This window comes from Flavobacterium sp. B330r (assembly GCF_056824325.1).
Genome location: NZ_CP124860.1, coordinates 3195701 through 3220212, shown reverse-complemented (window position 1 = coordinate 3220212; position 24512 = coordinate 3195701). Strand labels below are relative to the sequence as shown.

At 29.8% G+C, this 24512-nt stretch carries 19 protein-coding genes; 14 read left to right on the top strand and 5 right to left on the bottom strand.

Annotation, left to right across the window (positions count from 1 at the left end):
* Window positions 1–32: 32 nt before the first annotated feature.
* Window positions 33–1553: a MauE/DoxX family redox-associated membrane protein gene (locus tag QLQ95_RS14215; RefSeq protein ID WP_482500336.1), complete on the bottom strand. Its 1521-nt coding sequence runs from the start codon at window positions 1551–1553 to the stop codon at window positions 33–35.
* Between the two features lie 1033 nt (window positions 1554–2586).
* Between QLQ95_RS14215 and QLQ95_RS14210 the strand changes: the two genes are divergently transcribed.
* The 14 genes from QLQ95_RS14210 to QLQ95_RS14145 all read left to right on the top strand — a co-directional run bounded on the left by QLQ95_RS14210 (window position 2587) and on the right by QLQ95_RS14145 (window position 20789).
* Complete coding sequence (locus QLQ95_RS14210; RefSeq protein ID WP_482500335.1) at window positions 2587–2979, top strand: plasmid mobilization protein; 393 nt, start codon at window positions 2587–2589, stop codon at window positions 2977–2979.
* The gene (locus tag QLQ95_RS14205; protein WP_482500334.1) at window positions 2967–4208 is read left to right on the top strand and encodes a relaxase/mobilization nuclease domain-containing protein; all 1242 of its coding nucleotides are present in this window, start codon (window positions 2967–2969) and stop codon (window positions 4206–4208) included. Before QLQ95_RS14210 ends, QLQ95_RS14205 begins: the two co-directional genes overlap by 13 nt.
* A gap of 191 nt (window positions 4209–4399) precedes the next feature.
* Window positions 4400–5962: a type I restriction-modification system subunit M gene (locus tag QLQ95_RS14200; RefSeq protein ID WP_482500333.1), complete on the top strand. Its 1563-nt coding sequence runs from the start codon at window positions 4400–4402 to the stop codon at window positions 5960–5962.
* Window positions 5962–7188: a restriction endonuclease subunit S gene (locus tag QLQ95_RS14195; RefSeq protein ID WP_482500332.1), complete on the top strand. Its 1227-nt coding sequence runs from the start codon at window positions 5962–5964 to the stop codon at window positions 7186–7188. Before QLQ95_RS14200 ends, QLQ95_RS14195 begins: the two co-directional genes overlap by 1 nt.
* Window positions 7189–7202: 14 nt before the next feature.
* A complete protein-coding gene (locus QLQ95_RS14190) occupies window positions 7203–7883 on the top strand; it encodes a hypothetical protein (RefSeq protein ID WP_482500331.1) in 681 nt (226 codons plus the stop codon).
* Complete coding sequence (locus QLQ95_RS14185; protein ID WP_482500330.1) at window positions 7864–8469, top strand: hypothetical protein; 606 nt, start codon at window positions 7864–7866, stop codon at window positions 8467–8469. Before QLQ95_RS14190 ends, QLQ95_RS14185 begins: the two co-directional genes overlap by 20 nt.
* A 14-nt stretch (window positions 8470–8483) precedes the next feature.
* Entirely contained in the window at window positions 8484–11363 is a 2880-nt protein-coding gene (locus QLQ95_RS14180; protein ID WP_482500329.1) for a type I restriction endonuclease subunit R, read from the top strand.
* A gap of 57 nt (window positions 11364–11420) precedes the next feature.
* On the top strand, window positions 11421–12236 hold the full coding sequence (locus QLQ95_RS14175; RefSeq protein ID WP_482500328.1) for a hypothetical protein: 816 nt from the start codon (window positions 11421–11423) through the stop codon (window positions 12234–12236).
* 7 nt (window positions 12237–12243) lie between these two features.
* A complete protein-coding gene (locus QLQ95_RS14170) occupies window positions 12244–12435 on the top strand; it encodes a hypothetical protein (protein WP_482500327.1) in 192 nt (63 codons plus the stop codon).
* A 51-nt stretch (window positions 12436–12486) separates the two neighbouring features.
* Window positions 12487–13155 (top strand): hypothetical protein, encoded by a 669-nt coding sequence (locus tag QLQ95_RS14165; RefSeq protein ID WP_482500326.1) that lies wholly within the window; start codon window positions 12487–12489, stop codon window positions 13153–13155.
* A gap of 2 nt (window positions 13156–13157) precedes the next feature.
* Window positions 13158–14195: a hypothetical protein gene (locus QLQ95_RS14160; RefSeq protein WP_482500325.1), complete on the top strand. Its 1038-nt coding sequence runs from the start codon at window positions 13158–13160 to the stop codon at window positions 14193–14195.
* 415 nt (window positions 14196–14610) lie between these two features.
* Window positions 14611–16905, top strand: coding sequence for a KAP family P-loop NTPase fold protein (locus tag QLQ95_RS14155; protein WP_482500324.1), 2295 nt, complete (start codon window positions 14611–14613; stop codon window positions 16903–16905).
* Window positions 16906–17041: 136 nt separating this feature from the next.
* Complete coding sequence (locus tag QLQ95_RS14150; RefSeq protein ID WP_482500323.1) at window positions 17042–19573, top strand: McrB family protein; 2532 nt, start codon at window positions 17042–17044, stop codon at window positions 19571–19573.
* Window positions 19566–20789 (top strand): McrC family protein, encoded by a 1224-nt coding sequence (locus QLQ95_RS14145; protein WP_482500322.1) that lies wholly within the window; start codon window positions 19566–19568, stop codon window positions 20787–20789. The genes QLQ95_RS14150 and QLQ95_RS14145 overlap by 8 nt, the downstream gene beginning before the upstream one ends.
* Before the next feature lie 260 nt (window positions 20790–21049).
* Here the strand turns inward: QLQ95_RS14145 and QLQ95_RS14140 are convergent, their stop codons facing one another.
* The 4 genes from QLQ95_RS14140 to QLQ95_RS14125 form a co-directional block, all read right to left on the bottom strand.
* Window positions 21050–21850 carry a hypothetical protein gene (locus QLQ95_RS14140; RefSeq protein WP_482500321.1) on the bottom strand — a complete coding sequence of 267 codons (801 nt, stop codon included), beginning with the start codon at window positions 21848–21850 and terminating at the stop codon, window positions 21050–21052.
* 11 nt (window positions 21851–21861) lie between these two features.
* On the bottom strand, window positions 21862–22230 hold the full coding sequence (locus tag QLQ95_RS14135; RefSeq protein WP_482500320.1) for a hypothetical protein: 369 nt from the start codon (window positions 22228–22230) through the stop codon (window positions 21862–21864).
* Between the two features lie 464 nt (window positions 22231–22694).
* Window positions 22695–23489, bottom strand: coding sequence for a nucleotidyl transferase AbiEii/AbiGii toxin family protein (locus tag QLQ95_RS14130; RefSeq protein ID WP_482500319.1), 795 nt, complete (start codon window positions 23487–23489; stop codon window positions 22695–22697).
* Entirely contained in the window at window positions 23483–24472 is a 990-nt protein-coding gene (locus QLQ95_RS14125; protein ID WP_482500318.1) for a MarR family transcriptional regulator, read from the bottom strand. The genes QLQ95_RS14130 and QLQ95_RS14125 overlap by 7 nt, the downstream gene beginning before the upstream one ends.
* Between the last annotated feature and the right edge of the window lie 40 nt (window positions 24473–24512).

Below are 24512 nucleotides of genomic sequence, written 5' to 3'. Positions count from 1 at the left end.
ATTCCTGATACTGAGCGCTAAGTATATGATAATCATAATTCACTTTTGTAATGCTGTAAGAGTGAATTACTAAATTGATAACAAACTATATAATTACCAATAAGGGCATAGAGGTAATTCTCATGAACAATAATGTTTCTTATTTTTTGGTCTCCGATATTATAAACATAAAAGCTCGAAACATAAGAAGCATCATTCAAATCATAAACATCAACAGTACTTGCCTGGTTCCATAAATCTTTCGACTCATATAATCCATGAACTGGCGAGTAAATAAAAAGAAGATTTTTATAGACTGCACTGGCTTTGTTAACGATAACCGGCGGTGCCGACATTTTCTTTTGATTCCTGCTTGTAATGTTGGAAATTTTAATTTGTGCCTGGCTTGTAGTATCTATAGTTTTTCCTATATATTTTAAGTCAAGAGAATCATTAGCTACGACAAATTCATTCCGATATAAATAAACATAAACAAGACGTTTTATCTTCGAACTGTAATGCAGCATGCCGTCTGTATCAAAAACTCCATCAATTTGTTTTTGCAGTAGCTTTGGATTTAATTTTACTTTTTGATTCTTTCCCAGAAAGATGGATCCAATTACATTTTCATTACTTTTTATGGCTTGTCCTCTAAAGGCCATAGTAAGAGAATCAATTGGGGTTATTAATGAGAAGAAAGCTTTTTGATTCATAAATAACGATGCTTTCCAATCTGAGATTTTTCCCCTAAATAGGCAAGGGACATTTCCATCGGCAACAAAAAAGTAGGGTGCTGAAATATTAATTTTGACGGCTTTAAATTTAAAATCACTCTTATCCAACTCTATTTTAAATGATGTTTTCTTTTGCAAAACGCTATCGAATGACACGAGATGTAACGGCGCAGTATTATTTCCTAAGTATAAATTTTCATTTACTGCTCCAGCAAAATAATACGAATTATAAAGCAGATCAACTTCACTCCTTTTCACCACCTGATGATGAGGAAATCGGCGTACAAAATTGTTCCTATGATGTATTATATTTTCAGATGAAATAAATAAAACAGTCACTAGGCCAACACTAAAAAAAATCGAAAGGGCAAAAGAACTGGCAAGAACAGCAGGTTTTGAAATAAAAGATGTCTTAGACACCCTACTGGCCGATATCAGGATACCCGCTGCTGCCAGCATTATGAAAACCAAATTAAAAAAGAAATGTTCCTTCCATCCCATTTTTTCCAAAATCCCACCACAGGAGCATGGAATAAAAGAACTGTAATTTAAAATAATATAGATGTATGATGTAAACATGACCATCAGATTAAAAGCTGCAAAAAGACTGATTAATCTCCATCTTTTTAAAACAATAAATAATGCTATAAGTAATTCAATTATCGGTATCATCCAAGCAATTGATCCGGCAAAAGCACTTAATAAAGGGGATTGTCCCAATTGAACCTGAAAATTTTCAAAATCAAGCAATTTACTTACTGCTGCGTAAACAAATAGAATCATATATGATAAACAAATCATGTCAAGAATTATACTTTTTATTGCTGCACTAAGTTTCATGATTTCTCATTTTTAGTTAATGATTTAATAATTTTTCACTTATTTGGATTTTCGCAACATTTACAATTTCCTACCTTGGCAGACATATTGGAATCCATTATCAAGAAATTTGATTATTTTTAAGTTGCATTGATTTCCAGATAAAAGCATAGGCCAAAATTACAACAGCCTAATTGAGAAAGAAACATCAAAAACACGCCAAAAAACATCAAAACCATGCCATTTTCACTTTAAAAAATTTCTTTATATACTAATAATATAAATAATGTATCATTAATACATTGGCTACAGTTAGTTTCGTTTGCATTTCTACAGATACAAATTTACCGTTGTAATTTTGAACGCTTGCTGTCAAAATCAAGCCAAAATCTTTAAAAAACAGGCTTTTTTCATAAATTAAGAAATAATTTTCTTACAATTTGTTTGTTTCTCATAAAAAAATGGTATTAAACATCTGATTTTTAATTTCTAAAGTTGTTTATTTTAAACAAAATTACACTACCCTTTTTAGTTACTTGTTATCCAAAACAGGCCAAAATTTTTCCAAAACAGGCTTTTTTAGTTAAAGTTTTAAAATGATAACCGGTCTTTTAATAAAATGAATCTTTAATCATTTTATTAACAATAAAAATTTAAATCAGAAAAAAATCAAAGCAAAATATTGGACACAGTCAGAGAAGTGCGCATAATGACTTTTTCTCGTTCCTCCAAAAAGCCACCCTTCGGGACTTATAGCACTTCAACTGTCTGATTGTCCAATTACAGACTGCTTTCTTTTTTTCCTTTTTCTTTTTTAAGTATTTATTCATTCTAACTGCCTAAAGTTATCATAGGTAAATTTTACTTATCAAAATTTCGAAGATTCTCATTAAATTAGTTCCTGGCTTTTAAAAAATCTCCAAAGATTGCCACGTTCCTGCAATCAGCAAGATGAACGGTTGTTTAACAACCGCCTATCTTGCCACATATTGCCTCGGAACTCGGCGGTGGAGAAACTTAAAAGAAAAGAGTTTGATAACAATGAAAATGAAAGATGATGAAAAGAGAAAATTCAAACAGAACACGAATCGTGGGACTGCGATTCACTCCTTTGGAGTATGCCGAACTGGAAAAAAGATTCAGAGCAAGCACCTGCCGAAAATTAAGCGACCACATCAGGAGCCACTTATTCAACAAACCCATTGTCGCCACCTACAGAAACCAGTCTTTAGACGATTTGATGGAAGAGATATCTTTGCTTACTTCCGAATTACGTGCAATCGGCAATAATATCAATCAGATTGCCAGAAAGATAAACACGCTCAAAACAGTTCCCGATTTCAAAGGACACCTTTATTTGTTCGAGATTCAAAGAAAAAGACTTTTTGATAAAATGGAAGAAGTCTCAGGTCACACCCAGAAAATAGCAGAAAAATGGTTGCAGTGATAAAAACAAGCTCGTCCATACGAGGCATTCTGAATTACAACGAAAATAAAGTTGAGATCGGAAAAGCGGCATGCATAAGTGCTGTGAATTATCCACTGGAACTAGAAAAACTGAATTTCACTTCAAAATTAAACCGCTTTCTAAAGCTGGCAGAACTCAATACCAATACGAAGCGAAATACGGTACATATCTCGCTCAACTTTGATCCTTCGGAGAATCATTCGAAAGAAAAACTGGCTGAAATCGCAGACACTTATATGGAAAAACTGGGCTTCGGCAGACAGCCTTATCTGGTGTACCAGCATCATGATGCGGGACATCCCCATTGCCATATCGTGACAAATAACATTCAGAGAGACGGAAAAAGAATCGATCTGCATTTATTGGGAATCAGAAAATCAGAACCTGCCCGAAAAGAAATTGAAGAAATGTTCGGGCTCGTAAAAGCCGAAGGAAGAAATACAAAAGAACAATTTTCTATACAACCTGTTGTTGCTGGAAGAGTTCAATATGGAAAAGCAGAGTCAAAAAAGGCTATCAATGGAGTTTTAAACAAAGTTTTATTTGATTATAAATATTCAAGCCTTCCAGAACTCAATGCGATTTTAAACCTGTATAATGTTCACGCAGATAGGGGAACTGAAGAATCCAGAGTTTTTAAAAACAATGGACTACTTTATAAAATACTCGATGGAAATTCGAAATCTGTGGGAGTACCAATTAAGGCGAGTGATTTTTACAATAAACCGACTTTAAAATTTCTTGAAGAAAGATTTAAAATTAATGCTACTAAAAAAGAGTCACATGAAAGGCATGTGAGATCCTCTATCAGAGAGACTTTCATCAATGAAACATTTAAATCTCCGGAAGAGTTAGCAGAAAAATTAAAAAAGCAAGGCATTAATACGGTTTTAAGAAAAAGCAAGGACAAACAGCTTTATGGGATTACTTTTGTGGATCATAAAACTAAATGTGTTTTTAACGGAAGTAGTCTGGGAAAGCAATACAGTGCAAAAGCAATTATTGAAAAATGTAAACAAAATTTTCCTCAGTATGAAAAACATCTTCAAAAAACAAATACAATATCTTCAAAAAACAATGAAGATCCAGAACCCGAAAATAATTTTAAAGGCAATTTAATCGCCCCATTAATGCATGTTGAGAATACAATTGAATATCTACCAAAAAACAAAAAAAGAAGAAAAAAAAGAATTCGAAGAAGTATTTAAAATAATCGATAATCATACGTAAACAATAGCATATATTTTAAACCTTAAATTTTCTTTGTCTCCAATAATTAAAATTATTATTCTTTAGCATTTTTCCCATTACTTTATGGTTTTCCCCTTTCCTCTTCCGTTTATATTCGATATTTTAGCACTCCACAAAAAAATCAGATTAACAAAACAATTATTGCTTAATGGCAGCAGAACAAAAACAAAAATTAGAACAACAACTTTGGAACATCGCAAACACTCTTCGAGGAAAAATGGATGCCGATGATTTTAGAGATTACATATTAGGTTTTATCTTCTACAAATACCTTAGTACAAAAATGGATTTGTATGCAAATACCATTTTAAAACCAGACGGTTTGACTTTTCAGGAAATTGAAAACCATCCCGAAAAAGAAGTCTTGTTAGAAGAAATAAAACAATTGTCGATTGATAAACTTGGTTTTTTTCTGGAACCATCGGAACTTTTTTCTGAATTGACAAAAAGAGGAAATGCAGGCGGAAAAAACAATTTTATTTTAGGAGATTTATCAAAAGTACTGACACATATTGAGCAAAGTACAATGGGAACCGAAAGTGAAGAAGATTTCGGAAACTTATTTTCTGACCTGGATTTAACTTCTCATAAACTAGGAAAATCAGAAAATGATAAAAACGAGCTCATTGTAAAGGTATTGGCACATTTAGATGAAATTGATTTTGATTTAGAAAACACCGATAGCGATGTTTTGGGTGATGCTTACGAGTATTTGATTGGGAAGTTTGCCAGTGGCGCGGGAAAAAAAGCAGGTGAATTTTATACGCCGCAACAAGTAAGCAGTATTTTGGCACAATTGGTTACAGTAGGAAAAGACCAACTGAAAAGTGTGTACGACCCAACTTGCGGGTCTGGTTCATTATTGCTTCGTGTATCCAAAGAAGTAAAAACGGTAAGTGAATTTTACGGACAGGAAATGAATCCTACAACGTACAATTTATGTCGCATGAACATGATTATGCACGATGTGCATTATAAACGTTTTGACATAAAAAATGAAGATACTTTAGAGCGGCCGCAACATTACGATCTTCGTTTTGAAGCTATTGTTGCCAATCCTCCTTTTTCTGCAAACTGGAGCGCGAGTCCTTTGTTTATGAATGACGATCGTTTTTCTGCTTATGGAAAACTAGCCCCAACCAGTAAAGCCGATTTTGCCTTTGTACAACACATGGTGCATCAATTGGATGATAACGGAACTATGGCAATTGTTTTACCTCATGGCGTTTTGTTTCGTGGCGCTGCCGAAGGTCATATTCGTGAATATTTGATAAAAGAGAAAAATTATCTGGATGCTGTAATTGGTTTACCAGCCAATATCTTTTATGGTACCTCAATACCAACGTGTATTTTGGTTTTGAAGAAAAAAAGACAAAATCCAAACGATATTTTGTTTATTGATGCGAGCCAGGATTTTGAGAAAGTAAAAACTCAAAATATCTTGCGTACAGAAGATATTGATAAAATTATTGATGCTTATAAAAATCGTAAAACGGAAGCGAAATATTGTCATGTTGCACTTTTAAGCGAAGTAGAAACGAATGACTACAACCTAAATATTCCTCGTTATGTAGATACTTTTGAAGAAGAAGATGCTGTAAATTTAAAAGCGATCACGATGGAATTACGGGAATTGGAATTACTAGGTAAAAATACGGACGCTACGATTGCTGATTTTTGTAGAGAATTAGGAATTGAAACACCATTTTAATGAGTACAGTTTTACATAAAGAAAAGAAAAAAAATCTTGTTCCGAGATTACGATTTCAGGAATTTGAGGGAGAATGGAAAAGTGATATATTGAGTAAATTTGCTTTTATAAATCCTAAAAATTCAATACTACCAGAGTCATTTGTATATATTGATTTGGAAAGTGTTACTGACGGCTTACTAAAGAAAGAGAGTAAAATATCAAAAAATGGAGCACCTAGTAGAGCTCAAAGAATTTTAAAAGATAAAGATATACTTTACCAAACTGTTCGACCGTACCAAAAAAATAATTTATATTTTAATAAAACAGGAGATTATGTTGCTTCAACAGGATATGCTCAAATTAGAACAAAAAATGATTCACAATTTTTGTTTCAGTTTTTGCACACAGAAAACTTTGTTAATAATGTAATGTTAAGGTGTACTGGAACAAGTTATCCGGCAATAAATTCAACTGATTTATCAAAAATTAAAATTTCATTTCCAGACATTCCAGAACAACAAAAAATAGCTTCTTTTTTAAGTACAATCGATGAAAAAACACAGCAACTTACTCGCAAAAAAGAATTACTAGAAGAATACAAAAAGGGTGTAATGCAACAATTGTTTTCTGGTAAATTGCGGTTTAAAGATGAGAACGGAGCGGATTATCCAAAATTGGAGAAGAAAAAACTTAATCATTATCTGCAAGTTTCAAAGCTTAAAAATACAGCTTTAAATTTTACTAAAAATGATGTTTTAAGTGTATCTGGTGAATTTGGTATTGTAAATCAGATTGAGTTTCAAGGAAGGTCTTTTGCGGGAGAATCGGTTCATAATTATGGCGTAGTTGAAAAGGGAGATATCGTATATACAAAGAGCCCTTTAAAAGCTAATCCTTATGGAATTATTAAGGTTAATAAAGGAAAAGATGGAATTGTCTCTACCTTATATGCTGTTTATAAATGTAAATCTAATTTAATTGGAGAATATTTAGATTATTATTTTCAATTAGATGAAAATACAAACTCATATTTGAGACCTCTTGTGCAAAAAGGTTCAAAAAATGATATGAAGATAAACAATGACAAAGTTCTTATTGACAATATTTTAATTCCGTCGATAAAAGAACAAAAAAAAATTGTCGAATTTATAAATGAATTAGATTTAAAAATAAAATTATCAAGATTAGAATTAGAACAAACGAAAAACTTTAAAAAAGGATTGTTGCAACAAATGTTTGTGTAAAGAAAAATAAAAGTATGATTTCATATTTCCATAGGAGAAAAGGTAATTTAGGTATTTGTGAAGACAGTTTAACTGCAGTAGTCTTTGATACGTTAAAATATTTGCCTACTGAAATGTTTTGGGCTATACTGAAACGTTCATTAGTCTATGATAAGTTACCAACTGCATCTGGAGATTTATTATCTATTTCATTTTGGGATAAATGGAAAGCGGACGATACTACCAATTCAAATTTTGTTGAGCCGGATGTATTTTTAAGATTTAACGATTTTGATGTGATTATTGAAGCTAAAAGATTTGACGACAAACAACAAAGTCCTGCTCAAATGAAGAATGAAATTCAAGCATATTATAATGAATACAGAGAAGACGATAAAATTTTATACTTTATTCAATTAGGAGGTTTGCATCATAGCAATGATGAATTAGATTTTGAATTTGAGGATAAAGCGATAGTTATTTGTAAAACGAACTGGACTAGATTATTAGAACAAATAGTTTCTGAAAATAATAAAATTAAAACTAGCGAATTAACAATTTTATCCAGCTATAGCCGAATTCTAGAAGATTCAATTAACGGTTTTGCTCTTCATCAATATTATAAAAAAAAATGGTTAAAAAATTTAACTATCAAATCATCTATACAATTACAATCTTTAGATAATCTATTTCCTTATGTTAGACAATCAAAATAATACATTACAAGAAGTACGAAAAGCATATCGCCTGTTATATGATTATCAAGCAAGAATATTAGATTTGATTAGTTTTATTGGCGGTTCGTTTAATTATAAGTATAACGGTGGTTATTCAAAATTCAGTAATTCTGGCCCTAAAAATGGTCAGGGAAGATTAGACCAATGGGCTTGGGATTGGCTCAATATGTATTTTTATGAATTTAACTTTGTTCCTAAAAATGGAGTTTGTTTTTCTGTATTTTTAGTTAATGATACTGGTTTTTTTCAAAACAGAAAAGAGAATAAGATATTCAAAACCAAAGTAAGTGGCTTTGATACAGTCGAAAATTCTAAAACTAAATTAATTTTTGTAGTAGGAAAAAATGTATGGGAAGGATGGGGTTTAAACTGGGATGATGATAATTTTATCTTACAAACAGAAGGCCAAAAAATTTCCGAAGACGGAGAGAAAGTAATGCTTTTCAAAAGTTATACTCTTGAAGTTTTTTTTGATCAGGAAAGCGCTATCGAAAATTTAAAAAATTTTAATAATTATTGTAATAGTTACGGAGTAGATTTTAAATATAAAGAAAGAAAAGTTTAATTAAAATAATAAAGATGAAGTATCAATCTGAAGCTGTTTTAGAGAATAATTTAATTAAACAATTAATAGATTTAGGATATACATCTGTAAAAATTCAGGATGGAGATTCTTTGGTTTCTAATCTTAAAGGACAGCTTGAATTTTTTAACGAAACCAATTTTACAGCAAAAGAATTTGATGCGATTTTAAATCATTTAGCCAAAGGAAATGTTTTTGAAAAAGCCAAAACACTTCGTGATCGTTTTCAGTTAGACAAAGAAGATGGCACTTCTTTTTATGTTCGTTTTTTTAATTCAGAAGACAGCAGCCAGAATTTATTTCAGGTTACGAACCAAATTAGTTTAGAAGGAAGTTACAAAAACCGTTTTGATGTAACAATTTTAATTAATGGTTTGCCTTTGGTTCAAATAGAATTAAAACGTTCTGGAATTGAGATAAAAGAGGCTTTTAATCAGATCAATCGGTATCAACTACATTCTTTTTGGAGCAATCATGGCTTATTTCAATACGTACAATTATTTGTAATAAGTAATGGCGGAAATACCAAATATCTGGCAAATAATAAATTACAATCTGTAAAACAAACTTTCTTTTGGGCAGATTTTAATAATAAAAACATAACCGAATTAGATGAATTTGCAGATGCGTTCTTAAATCCTAAACATTTAGGAAACATAATTTCGCATTATATTGTACTAAATGAAACCCATAAAATAATGATGGTGTTACGTCCGTATCAATATTTTGCAACAGAAGCCATAATTCATCAGGTTAAAAACTCCAGTGATAACGCTTATATCTGGCATACTACCGGTTCAGGAAAAACTTTGACTTCGTTTAAAGCAAGCCAAATCTTAATGGAATTGCCAGAAGTTTACAAAGTTGTTTTTGTTGTTGATAGAAAAGACTTAGATTATCAGACAATGAACGAATTCAACGCTTTTAAAAAAGACAGTGTTGATGTTACCGATAATACACAATCTCTAATTAGACAATTAACAGATAATACAAAATTGGTATTAACAACTATTCAAAAATTAAATAATGCTGTTTCAGAAAAAGCAAAAGGTGCTATAGAATCTTTAAGGCAGAAAAAAATAGTTTTCATTTTTGATGAATGCCATCGTTCTCAGTTTGGAGATACGCACGATAGAATTGCTAAATTCTTTGAGAAAAGTCAATTAATTGGTTTTACCGGAACGCCAATATTTGCAGAGAATGCTTCAAAAAATGATTTCGGAAAAAGAACTACCAAAGATTTGTTTGGTAATTGTCTGCATAAATATGTAATTACAGATGCTATCCGAGATCAGAATGTATTGCGTTTTGGAATTGAATATGTCGGAAAATATAAAAATAAAAGCAACACTTTCATAGATATTGAAGTAGAAGATATTGATAAACAAGAAGTTTTTGATTCTCATAAACGAATCAATAAAATTGTAGATTATATCATTGCTTATCACAATCAAAAAACTTTTAATAAAGATTATTCCGCACTTTTAGCAGTAAGCAGTATCGATAATGTAATTCAGTATTATGATTTATTTCAGCAGAAGAAAGAAGCAGGAGAACATGATTTAAGAATAGCGACGATTTTTACATACGGCACTAATGAAGATTCAGACGAAGCCCAGGATTTTCTTCCCGGTGATGAAGTAGATTTTGATGTTTTGGCAGAACCACAAACACAGTATCAATCTAATCATAGCAGAGATAAACTTGAAAAATATATTGGACATTATAATGCAATGTACGGCACAAGTTTTACCAATAAAGACAGCAAATCATTCGAAAAATATTTTCAAAATATAAGCAAACGATTAAAAAATCGTGAAAAAGAAAACTTTAACGATGAGGAAGATCGTTTGGATATTGTTATCGTTGTAAATATGATGCTGACCGGTTTTGATGCCAAAAAAGTAAATACCCTTTACGTAGATAAAAATCTAAAACAACACGGCTTAATTCAAGCTTTCTCCAGAACCAACAGAATTCTTGGAGAACAAAAATCTCAAGGAAGCATTTTAGCATTCAGAAACCTCAAAAAAGCGACTGACGATGCTATTACTTTGTTTTCTAATAAAGAAGCAATAGAAGTAGTAACAATGCCTTCCTACGAAGATATTGCAAAGAAGTTTGACGAAGCACTAAAAAAGTTAAGAAAAATTACTCCAACTTACCAAAGTGTAAATGATTTAGAAAGTGAAGAAGATGAAGCAGAATTTGTGCAAGCCTTCAGAAAATTGATGCGTGCAATGAATGTTTTACAATCTTACACTGATTTTAATTGGGATGATTTACTAATTGACGAGCAGGAATATAACAACTATAAAGGCAAATATTTAGACTTATATCAAAAAGTGAAACAAGAAAATTCAAAACATAAAACTTCTATTCTTGATGATATAGATTTTGAATTAGAATTAATTCATAGAGATAGAGTCAACGTTGCTTACATTTTGAAATTATTAGCACAATTAAAACAAGCTAAAACGGCTAGTTCGGCAGAAGTTAAAAGAAAAGCAATTATAGATTTACTAGGAGGCGATATCACTTTAAGAAGTAAGAGAGAATTGATTCAGAAATTCATTGATGAAAATATGCCTCATATAAAAGATGGCGATTCTATTGAAGATGAATTTGAAAAATTCTGGCAAGATCAAAAAGTTTTGGCTTTAGGAAAAATATGCGATGAAGAACATTTAGATAAAGCACAATTTAAAGCCTTAATTGATGCTTACGTTTACAGTGGTAGAGAGCCAATAAAAGATGAAGTTTTTCAATGTCTGGATAATAGACCAAGTATCCTTCAAGCTCGAGTTATTGGAGATAGGATCATTAATAAAATGAAGGAATATGTTGAAGTTTTTGTTAATGGAATGACTGCTTAAATTGAATTAAGTTCAGTAAGATATAGTTGCAGTAGTTTTTAAAGTTAAAAAATATAAATGAAAAAAATAATTTATAGTACAGAATTTAGACAAGCAATTGAAGTAGCCAAAAAGAAGAAGTTATTTTTAGGAACCGGAAATCCGAATGCAAAAATTCTTTTGATAGGTAAAGAAGCTTCCATCGATGAAAAAATATATCCAGAACAGCACAAAATAGAGTTTATAAATAATATATCAGATTGGGAAAATAATGATTCAAATGAAATCCAGTTTTCAGATATTGAGAATTGGTTTGTATTGCCCAAATATAATCCTTTGTATCCTTACAAAGGACAAAAAAACACTGTAGAAAGTCGAGATATTCAAGGCAATATCGTTAGAGGAAAAGAAGGAACGAGCAAAACATGGCATAATTATCAAAAAATAATTGATCTAGTATATTCTAAAGAGAATCCAAGTAATTTTATAAACTATCACGAGTATACTTTTTCTACAGAATTAAATCAAATTACTGGCCCCTACAGCAATACTATTCCTTTTGAAATTAGAAAAAAAAGTATTGACATAAGAAAGGAGTTGTTTCAAGAATCTTTCTTCAAAGGCTTTCCTATAATTATCGTTGCTGTCGGGCATTATGTGAGAGATTTTAATATTGATCTACAAGAAGTTTTTAGAATGAAGTTTAATCAAGAACATTCAAAAAAACATTCAGAAGGGTTGAAAAAAGAATATATAAATGTTCATTATGATGATTTTGAAAAACCAACAAAATTATTAATTCACACTAATCAATTAAGTATGGTTAGTAATAAGTTGATATTCAAATTAAGTGAAATCTGTGATAATTTTTTAAAAAATAATGCAACTAAATAAATGTAAAATGGCAGTATATAAATTAAAAGCAAAAAACAATTATGGCGATATGCCAAAAGCTTATGAGTTTCAGGTAGTATCAGCTACTATTCCAACACCGAATGCAAGCGACATAGAAAAGGAAATTATCCGTTTAGGCTTTAACAAAAAAGCACAATCTTATAAGAGCGCTGGGAATTTTGAGGTTATTAAAGGTTAATCTTAAGGATTTAACTAGAACGAATGGAATAAACATTAACCAAATTATTTTATGAATATTAAAACTACTTATCTAATTGCATTAACATCGTTGCTATTGTTTTCTTGTGGTGGAAAAGATGACAAAACCGAAGTAAAAAAAATAGCCAAAGAAAAGAAGACGGATGGTAATTATGTTTCAAAAAAATGGAAAAAAACTAAAGAATACTTTGTTGATAGCGACTCGATAATAGCTATTAGAAAAAAAAACTATTTCAGCAATCAAAGAAAAAAATATCCTGAATATACAAGCGTCCAAAAATGGTTTGAATCCAATCCTAAAGAGCTGTTAGGTTTAAAAGGAGATTATTATAAGATGTTGAAAGGTGCTGTATTAGACGAAGGTACAATTACTCATAAAGATTTGATTTGTAAAAGTGAATTTGGTACTTACAAATATTTATATGTTACTGAAGATGCTTACTTTATTTATGATTTGGCATATGACAATAATAACGTAAAGTATAAAAGTGTTCGCAGAATTCAAAAAGGATTTGGTAAAAAACCAATGCATGATTTGGTTTTTGACAAAAATTTAGAATTAGAAAAAGAAGTATTTCAAGGTGATGTTAAACAAGATTTATTTACCAAGAATAACCATCTTTTCTTTGAATATGAGAAGAAAGTAAATGGGAATTACGTGACAAATACAATTGATTTAGGAACTGAAAGAAAATTTTAATTATGAGATCATTCATGTTTTGCTTGTCATTGTGCATTTTCATAGGTTGTTCTAATAAAAAAGAAGAAAAAAAAGAAAATACAATTGGGAGTTCTTTATTGGTAAATGAAACTGTAAACGATACTATTCTTAATGCAGAAACATATTCATCTGAAGCTTTACGAATTCTGGAAGAACACAAGAAAAGTTTAAAAACACTTTTACCTCAAATGATTTTAGCTGAAGTTGAAATTTATAAAAAGACATTAGATCAAATTGAAAAAAAACCTGCCAAAAGTTACACCTTAGAAGAGACTAATTTATTAATTAGTCTAGAAAGTCACGGTGCAGGTATCAGTCTATTAAATAAAGAAATAGAATTGAATCAAACTTATTTTCAACTATTTAATGAATTGACGCTATTGAATATAAAATATAAAAATGTTCTAACCAAGGATGAATTTAAAGATTACTATGATGCAGGTCCTATCATTCTTGCTGAAGAAGTAATGATAAAAGTAGATGAACTAGTAAAAGATGAAAAAACTAGAGTTATTGCCGAAAATAGAAAAGAAAATATCGATATGGCATTAACTTTTGTTGCAATTATTCCTGGTGCTGCAAGTTGCAAAGGAATATTGGGAGGTATAACTCAAGGTGCTAAAGCTTTTAAAAATGGGATTGAATTGCCTAAAAGCGCAGGATTTCTTGCCAAAACAACTAAAAAAGTAATGAATGATAAAGTCGCTAATTTTATATCTAAGACTTTCAAAAATGATGAAATTAGAACTAAAGTTTCTTATTTAGGGTATGTCCCATTGGGCGAAAAAGTAATAGTTGGAGGTATACAAAAAACCTCATCCTACCTGCCACCAGATCAAGCAGGAGAAATGTTTAAGGTTTTAGAGAATAAAATTAATGGGCGAATCGGTGATTTCTCAGACGGTATTTTAGCTGTTCATATGCAAAGAGTACGTGATATCATAAAAGGAAACAAAGCAATGATATCGAAAAATCTTGCAATGGAAAATGTAGCTGTTCGTAATTTAGATAAAAATTAACTCCAAAATTTAAGTAGTGAGAATAATTAAAGCCAATACAAAATTTATAATAGTATTTATAACAGTAATAGCAATTTCGCTTTTTTTCCTAAAGACAATCAGTAAACTACTTATTAAAATTGGCGAAGTTGTTGATAGTAATTCACTACCATTTCAACTGGGGTATTTCTTGAGTATAGGATTGTTAATGACAGGTTATACTTATTCTCTAAATAATAGGTTTATTCAAAATAAACAAATAACTTTTTTTTTATTCTATATAACTTCATTGTACCTCCTATTTCGCTTCTTATTCTGTAATTTGATTTTTTTTTCTAAAATTTATGAATCACTTAGATATGCAGATATAATCATAATTATTTGTCTATTCCATATTTTAAATCTAATTATAGTTGAGTTAAAATATAATTTCATATTGCAAAAAACTAAAGATAAATCATACTTTATAGAAGATGGAATTTATATAGATGGAGAAATTGATAATGAAAAGATACTGCAGAAACTAATCGATGTTGTCACTAATTTCAAACCAGATTCAGCCTTTAGCATTGGAATAAACGCAGTTTGGGGTTACGGAAAGAGTAGCTTTTTGCACAGATTTAAAAATGAATATCAGAGAAAAAACATTAAGTCCATTATTTTTTGGAACAGGATATGGAAAAACAAGGGATCTGTTGCGATAATTGAAAATTTCTTTGAGGAGCTTAAAAATAATCTTAAGCCTTTCTCTTCTGAAATATCTGGAGATATTAATAATTATGTTGATTCTATATTAAAGCTATCAGACACAGATTTACACAAAATTATTAGTTCCGGAAGAACAGTTCTTAATGAGAATTCCACATTGGAAAAGTTCTACAATGGAATAAATGACAATATAAAAAAAATAGATAGACAGGTAATTATTCTTTTAGATGACTTAGATCGATTAGAAAAACCTGAAATAATGGATACATTAAAATTAATTAGAACATTATCAGATTTTAACAATGTGATATTTATTGCTGGTTATGATAGAAAATATATTGTAGAAACTATTGAAAGTTCAAAAAATAATTATTTGGATAAGATTTTCAATGTCGAAATAAATTTATTACCTTTTGATGAACAATTGATAATAGATGAATTAATTCGTCTAGTTGAAATTTCATTTCCTCACAGCCAAAAAGAATCTGATGAAGTAGGCTTCAACAAATCTTTTAAAGAGCTTTTTCGTTTTGAAAGTATCTCTAGCGATATAAATCTCGGTAATTTATTACAGACAGAATCTATCTGTACAGTTCGGGATTTAAGATATCAAGATTTTTTAAAGACATATCGTGATGTTAAAAGATTTTTTAATGAATTTAAATTCAATTCGGATTTTTTAGATAGTGAATTTGATGTAGTTGGAAAAGAATATATATTACTAAAACTTCTAAATTATCGCTTTCGAGATTTAAATAACATTCTCTTTCCCAACATAAATAGATTATTAACCAAGAGTACTTTAGATGAAGTTAATAATAATTTGCATGTTGAAAATTCATTTACTAATAACATCTATGTGTATGATACTGCAGCCCAAGAGCGAATAAAAAAAATTTTAACGCAATATAGTTCCGACGATATTGAAATAATAAACTCTGTTCTGTGCAAATTATTTGGAAAAAAGCCAACATCTTTCTATCTGAATAATCAAAATGCAATTTCTAAAATATATTACACAGAAGTATACATAAGAAATAATATTGCTGGAGGAAAAATTTCATTATCTGATTTACAACATAAATTTTCAACTTCATCATTAATAAAAATAGCGAAAGACATCAATAGATCAACAGATTCAAAATTTCAAATTTCAAATGAATTGAAACAATTTATTTTTAATAATGAGCCACAATCTAAAGATCAGTATTTAGACTCATTAAGGACTTTGAATATCTTAGTTCAATATGGAACCTCGATTGATGATCAAAAAATAATTGAAATTTTGCGTTTAGGATTTCATAGGTTCTATTTAAAAGATAAAAACACATTTTTATTTGAGCTTTTAAAAATATTAAAAAATGAGCCAATTGGGTATTTAGATAAGCTTTTGAGTGAAATTAATATGAATTTCAAACGTAGGGATAGTAATTCCGATTATGGCGAAAAAATTAAGCAATTTGAAAACAATGAATTTTTAGCATCTGATATAAAAAATATATTTTATGAAAAGATAAAAGACCTGATTGAAAAAAAACAAAGTCCTGATATTATAATAACAATTTATAATTTATTTGTAGAAAAAATTGTCGCAGATAAAAAAATAATTAGAGATAAGGATCTTAATAAATTATTAAAGCTAGATATTACCCATCGTTTCAAAGATTACTTTACTTCGGTACTTTTTGAATCTGTTAGAGAAAAAATGGATGAAACGATTGGTGAATTTATTGGTTATGAACCTAATTTTACACTTGCACAAATTTTTTCTAATCCAAAAACTCAAGAATTAGTTATTCAAAATCCAAATGATGTATCTATACTTGATAAATTTTATCATGAAGGATGGGATAATTTCAATTCGTTTATTACTAACTTAAATCTCACAGAGCAGAATTTCGGTGCAGACATTCAACAAAAAATAGAGTTTATGAAAAAATTTGTACATGCGTACATTAAAAACAATTATAAACCACTGAATAACAAACAATATGAGGGAATTTTCAATGAATTGCCATTTTAAATAAAACGTCCGAAAATATTTTACGAGAATAATTTAAAAAAATGAGTTTTAGATAATTGCTCATGTTAGAACTATAAAAAAGAAGATAAATATTTATATGTTTTTTGTAACGCTCTTAAATAATTTAAATTTGACTATGAACCAAATCACAAAAGAACATATACTATCTGCAATTAAGGAAATCGATCAAAATGGCATCCCGGCGAGCAGGCAATCAAGCACATATGATTTAATTTTCGATAGTAAGTTTTATCCTCCAAAATTAGTAATTAGTATAGCCAATCGTTTCGCAACCGGAAAAGAACTTGATCCAAATACTTTTGCAGGAGGTCTTGATACTCCAGCTTTCCAATTACTAGAAAATGAAGGCTTTAATATAATAACTAAATCCAAAAGTAAGTCAAATAATATTACGAATTTTATTAGTCTTATAATTCCATTAAAGGATCACTTAAAAAATAGTCCTTCAATAATTCGTGATTTTACAATCGATCAACATAAACCCAAAGCTAAATGGGTATGGGTTTCTGATGCAGTAAATATAATTGGTGACTATAATTGTCATTATGAAATAATAGAAAGAGCTGATAATGTTAAAAATGAAATAAAAAGAATATCGGTCGAAATTCACTTTGAAGATAAATTCAAAAAAAACTATTTTGAAAAGCTAAAAGATATTTTACCAAATAATACTTATCGAAATGACAAACATCTACCAGGTTTAAGCATTAGTTATAAAAACAGTTTCTCTTATGATGATCCAGATCTTTTAAATAAAATTGGAGCTGCACTTCTTTATCTTGAAGAAAACTTGGGAGATAAAATTCGTAAAATAAAAACTGAATTGGACAAAATAAATGTAAAGGAAGAATTTGTTAAATGGTTTGTAAAAAATGATGGAAAGACCACTAATTACTTCTCTCAACAATTTAGTTCGAATTTAGATCGCTTAAAATCAGAAATAAATCAATATGAAGAAGTTTATAAAAATGATTTCAATACTGAATTATTTGTTATAGAAAATAAGGATCATAAAAGACAAATAGAAATCATTAAATCTAATATATACAATAAGTCTGTAAGTTTCGCAAAATATAGTAAAGATAAAAGTAATGATCGTCCAAGGGCAATTTTAGGCAACAAAAACTATATTAAGTTCTTGAATCAATACTTTGAAAACAATCAAAATTCAGTAGATAATACAATCAAAAATAACAATGTAAAAATGGATTTAAATCAAATTTTATATGGTCCACCTGGTACAGGAAAAACTTATAGTACAATAAATGAGGCATTATTTATTCTTGATAATGAAAACCGTAAAGATTTAGATTCTAAGAGCAGACAGGAATTAAAAGAAATATTTGAAAGTTATATTAAAAATGAGCAAATCGTTTTTACTACTTTTCACCAGAGTATGTCCTATGAAGATTTTATAGAAGGAATAAAACCACATACAAAAAATGAAAAAGTTACTTACTCTGTAGAAGATGGTGTATTCAAGTCTTTGGTAAAAAAAGCATTGACTGAATATATTAGAAAAGATGATGTAACTGTCGAAACAAACAGTTTTGATACGCTTTATAACGATTTTGTAGAAAGTATAAAGCCTCTGGAAGGAAAAAAAGAGGGAACGTTTACAACAAAAACAGGTGTTGAAATTATGCTTGTAGAGGCAAGTAAAACTTCAATTCAAGTTAAATATGTTTGGAGTAACAACAACAAAAAAGAATCTGAAGGAGTTAATGTTTTTACAGTTAGTAAAGACAAACTAAAAAAGGTATTATTAGAAGAAATTGACCCTTCCAAAATTAAAAATCTAAAAACAGAACTGCATCCGCTGATAGGTCATATTCATTGCGAACTTTTTGCTGTTTATAAAAAATTCTACGAATTTGTTACGACAAACAAAGGAGTAATTGAAACACTTCATTATGATTATGACGAGTTATCTTACGAAGAGATAAAAGAACAATTTGATTTACTGAGTAAAGAAGAGATTAGACAAAAAAATGTAAAACCCCATATAATTATCATCGATGAAATTAATCGTGGTAATGTTTCTCAAATCTTTGGAGAACTAATTACCTTGATTGAAGACGACAAACGTCTAGGAAAGGAGGAAGCTATAGAGGTAACTTTACCATACAGTAAAGAAAAATTTGGAGTCCCTTCAAATGTTTATATAATTGGAACGATGAATACTGCAGACAGAAGTATAGAAGCTTTAGATACTGCATTACGACGTCGTTTTTCATTTACAGAGGTAATGCCTGAACCTGAACTATTGGAGGAAATTTCATTTAATGATTTTACTTTAGATGAAGTTTTAGAAACTATTAATCAGAGGATTGAAATATTACTTGATCGAGATCATACTATTGGTCATTCTTATTTTTTGAAAGTCAATAGTAATGATACAGAAGAATTAACAGCAGTTTTTCAAAATTGTATTATTCCATTGCTACAAGAGTATTTTTATCATGATTACGAAAAAATAGCATTGATTTTAGGAGAAGGATTTGTTCAGATAAAAGAAAATAAAAATATTCAATTTGCTTTTGTTGATGGTTTAGGTCAACCAGAAATAACTAAACAATTTGAATTAATTAATCATATTGAAGATATTGAAAAAGCTATCGTATTACTTCTGAATAAAAATGATTAATAGAAATTCCAGAATACAAGTTTTTGAACACAATACCCTCCATTATGGAAGGGTGTATAAAAATGTGTCTTTTAAGGAAAAACATTTTAATGCATTAGTTAAATTAAATGAATTACACGATAGTAAATACTTTACTGTAATTCACAAAGGACTAAAATTCAAGCAATTTGTTGGAGTTATTCAAGTTGATGGCCTTACAATTGAAATCTTACCAAAAATTGATAATAACAGCGAAGATGAAAATGTCTGGCAAAATGTTTTAATTGAAATGCTTCGAGTGACTAAGAAACTTAAGGTACAGAAAGTTGGCGAAGCAAACGTAAATAAGCAAAATATTCATTTACTCGATATTTATTTTGAGTGGTTTTTAAATGAGGTACAATTACTGATTCATCAAGGTTTAATTAAACAATATTATAAAGAAACAAATAATGTAAAAGCCTTAAAAGGGAAACTGGAATTTTCGGGACATATAAGTAAAAATCTTGTTCATAAAGAACGATTTTACACCACGCATCAAGTATATGACAAGAATCATTTGGTTCATCAAATACTTTCAAAAGCATTGCGCATTGTGGAAGAATGTTCTAAAGGAAATTATTTATACAGTAAATGTAAAACAGTGCAATTGGATTTTCCAGAAGTAAAAACCATTAAAGCCAATGAATCTACTTTTACTAAGATTTCTAAATCAAGAAAAACAGCTCCGTATGAAACTGCTTTAGCAATAGCAAGGTTAATTATTTTGAATTATGCTCCAAGTGTTTCCAGTGGATCTGAACGTATGCTCGCTTTATTATTTGATATGAATTCTCTTTGGGAGGAATATGTTCTAATTAAGTTGAAACAAGCTTCTAAGGATCTAACCATTCTTGGTCAGGATTCAAAAGTACTTTGGAATGGAATTACAATTCGTCCAGACATTGTAATTGAAAAAGACAATGAAAAATTTATAATTGATACCAAGTGGAAAAACATAGATTCTAGTAAACCATCTACCAATGATTTACGTCAAATGTATGTCTACAATGATTATTGGCAATCTACAAAGGCAATGTTACTTTATCCTTCAAATAAAACAGAATTTAAAGAATTTAAAAAATTTGAAGGAGACGATTCAAAACATAAATGTGGTTTAGGAAAAATTTCTATTTTCAAAACAGGTGAAAACAATTTAAATGATAAAATTGGTGACGAAATTATCAATTGGTTTTAAATAACACTAGTATTAAAACTGGTCGATATTGCCTTGATTAATTACCCCAAAAGCTAGTCAAATTCGGTAACTCCTAATTAATAAGCAATGGTAAAAATAATCAAGAAGCACAAGAAGATGTAATACTAAAATAATCTTCCTTAAATTGGTTAGATATATGAAATATATTGTTTACTGGTTCTCTCAATATATGTTTTGAAGCCTTTTCTCAAGATATCTTTAAAATATTTGGCAGGTATAAATCATCGTAGTTTACATCTTTACTTTATTAAATCTACAGAGACCGTTATTCCATGCCATATTTTGTTCTGATAGACCCAATATTTACTACCTTTACCAATGACATTATCAAATCCAAAAGCATAACCAATTCCAATAGAATTAAGTCCGAACAGTATCATTCCTCCATAAGTTAACGTACTTGACTTACGATCAGATAACAGGCCGGGGGCATTTGATTTAACTTTTAAATCTGTACTTCCTACACCTATCAATCCTCCAAAAGTAATAGAATAATTTGTTAATGTATTTCCTAAGAATTTTTTGGATGGATTATAGTTGCTCCAATTTAATCGATATGCTGGCGCAAAATTAACATTGAATCCTGTTTCAATTGTTGGAGGATTTATTGTATCATTTCCAACACCTCCGCGAAATTTCAAAGGTATAGTCATTCCTGTTAATGCAAATTTCCCGTAACTGAATCTGAAATCATTCGAATCGAATTTTTTACCACCTCTAAATATTTTGCTCTCAGAGGTATAATAAATATTTTCCATATTTGAAAAACTTCCTGTATTATTTCCATCAATATCTGCACTATCTGTAACTATAATATTTTGCTTATCAACATCTGATATTTTATAATTTTCGGTTTTATCATTAATTTTTCCTGTAAAATCATTCAACACAGTGTATTCTAAAACTTGGTCTCTTTTAGTTGTGCCCTGATTGTTTTTGTATTGATATATTTTATTGCCTTTGAAAATATTTTTTTCTTCAGCACAAGAAACTATCGCAAGCAATGGCAAAAGAACTATTATAATTTTTAAATTTTTCATAAAATAGCTTATTATTGATTTTTTTTACGGACAACTAACTCTTTCCTAACAGTATCAAATACAGCGTTTGATTGGATTAAAAGTAAATTTATCGAAGAAAAGCTTCCGCCATCTACTGATTTTGCTTCATACACTGACAAATCAGTGAGGATTAGCTTTATATATCCATTTGATTTTGCATTATAAGTTAGATAATAGTCTTGTATATTAATCTCATTTGGCTTTGTTCTAGATTTCGGAATAATTGCAGATTTGTCATCAATTAAAGGTTTCCCTGTTCTAACAAACATTTGACCCTTACTATTCTTCTGTTCACAAGAAAATGCAGTTATGCCAATAAAAATTAAAATAATTGGCTTAAAAAGTCTTAGGCTCATCATTAAATATTTTTAGTAGTTAGTAATTTTTTCGTATCCTGCAAAATCAATAACACAATAAGATAGATTGTTTTTAAAAATGTGAATTTACTATAATTACGCTGATATAGAAACAGTAAAAATACCTGTTTTACAACATCATACACACATACCACATAAGGTGTGATATCCCGTCCGTGCTATTTTATATTACTACTATTGATAAAAATAATTAGCAAAAAATTCTAAATACAACCAGTTTAAATTTTAATACTCAAATATGATGAAATTATATCTCCAGCCAAATATATAGTTTCAATTTACCCAGCGATACAGAATGTCTGTTGATTTGGAAGAATTTTGATAAACCAAAAAAGCTGTCAGTGACAGCTTTAGTAATTTGTTCATTGCTCTTCATTTTTAGGTTTTCAATCAGAACTTCTGTAGAAAATTAATTATTTTACTGTATTTGATTCAGCAATAACTCCTTAATCCTCTAATTGAAATATCTTTATTAATTTTTGAAACACCTCTTTCATATCTGACTTAGGCAAATTATTATCTTTAAATATTTCCGGACTTGGTAGATCATCTTTTATAGCCGTTACAAATCTTTTCATATCTGTTTTTATTGTTTCAGGTAATTCAAAACGGCTTTCATCCGGAATCATCATGAGCAATCTAAAAATATCGTACTTATGTTTTTTTATGTTTATGCTTCTCACTTCCTGCCCTTTTTCCTTTCTTTCCGTATTATTTAAAAAAGCGAATGCCTTTAAACAGATTAATGCGTGCGGACTAGCGTAGTAAACGCCAATCTGTTCATCAGCTTCTTCATCATAGGAGATATCGCAGTTATCTATTGTGTAGTGGTAATAATTTTCATCCAATAGAATTGCAGACATGCTAGAAAGCTCATCGTCAACCGGCAGAGGAGTCAGATGCGCATCTTCCTTTAGAGTTATCCCATCTGGATCCCTGCTGAACAGCTCAATCTGTTTTGGAAATTCAGCATCAGCCGGCTCTGCAAAACGATAGCAATTTCTCTTTTCTTCATTAATTTGCTTTACCTTATATCCTCCCTTTTTTATAAATTCCCAAAATGCTGTTACAAATGCTGCATTAAGAGCTTCTACAATTAGTACAATATCGATATCTTCTGTCGCTCGGGGTTCGAAACCCTGCTCTTCTAATACAATATCGCATGCCGACCCACCTATAATCACGTAACTTTTCTCAAAATCTTTAAAATGCTCACCAAATTTTCGAAGTCCTATTACCATATTCTATTTTCAATTAAATTTTCTAATGCCATTTCCGTTCTTTCATCGCTAGTATCTTTTAAACTTAAATACAGAGATAATGGATCTACGACTTTATCCCCTCCGTAATACATCATGTCTGGCTTATACTTCCAAACTTCAATTGCATATTCTCCTTCTCTGTCATTTTCATTTATTAACTTATTACCACTCTTAATCTTACTAAACTCTTTCTTGCTTACTGCAAAATAATCCCTTCGGCCTGGATTTAGATTAGTGTATTCAGACAAGGCACTTAAGTTAGATTTCATTATAGGCTTATGTTTTGGAAGCTCATCGACAAAAACTGTTTTTAAAACAGGTGTTTCCAATATATCTTTAATTAATGCGATATCCCATAATTCTTTTTTATCGAATCTGAATTTTATATATTTCTCCTTTTCGCCGATGACTTCAACTAAATCATGTTTCTTTAAATCGCTAACCGCATTAGTTATTGCCATTGGCGTATATTCTAACAATCCTGCAATCTCTTTAAATGATAATTCTTCCAAATGACAACTATATGTGCTAATAAGATGAAAAATCAGCAGATATTGGGACGAGGGCATTAACTTATCCCTAGTTTTAGTCTCGATTTGCGAAAACCGCTCTTCTAAATAAATGAATAATTCGGGCAGATACAACTGTTTATTGGGAACAATAAAATTTATTCTTTTCTCAATTAGGCGTTTCCTTGTATAGGACTGCATTTTTTCTAAAACTAAAACTACGATGCTTCCGGCAGTTTTTTTTATCAACTGCATGTGTTTGTAAGTCTGCAAAACTGTATAGTCATGCACTTGTTCAGCCAACACAATATTCCGATCCATTAAAGTTAGAGATGATAGTTTATAAGACTGTGTAATATAGTTCGGCAAACTGCCTAATGAAAAATCTAAATGATCTCTCCTTGTAACATCTAATCCTATAGTATCTTTAATATATTTTATAACTTCTTCCATAAACTCAATAAAGTCAAAATTAAACAATAAAGCAAATTAC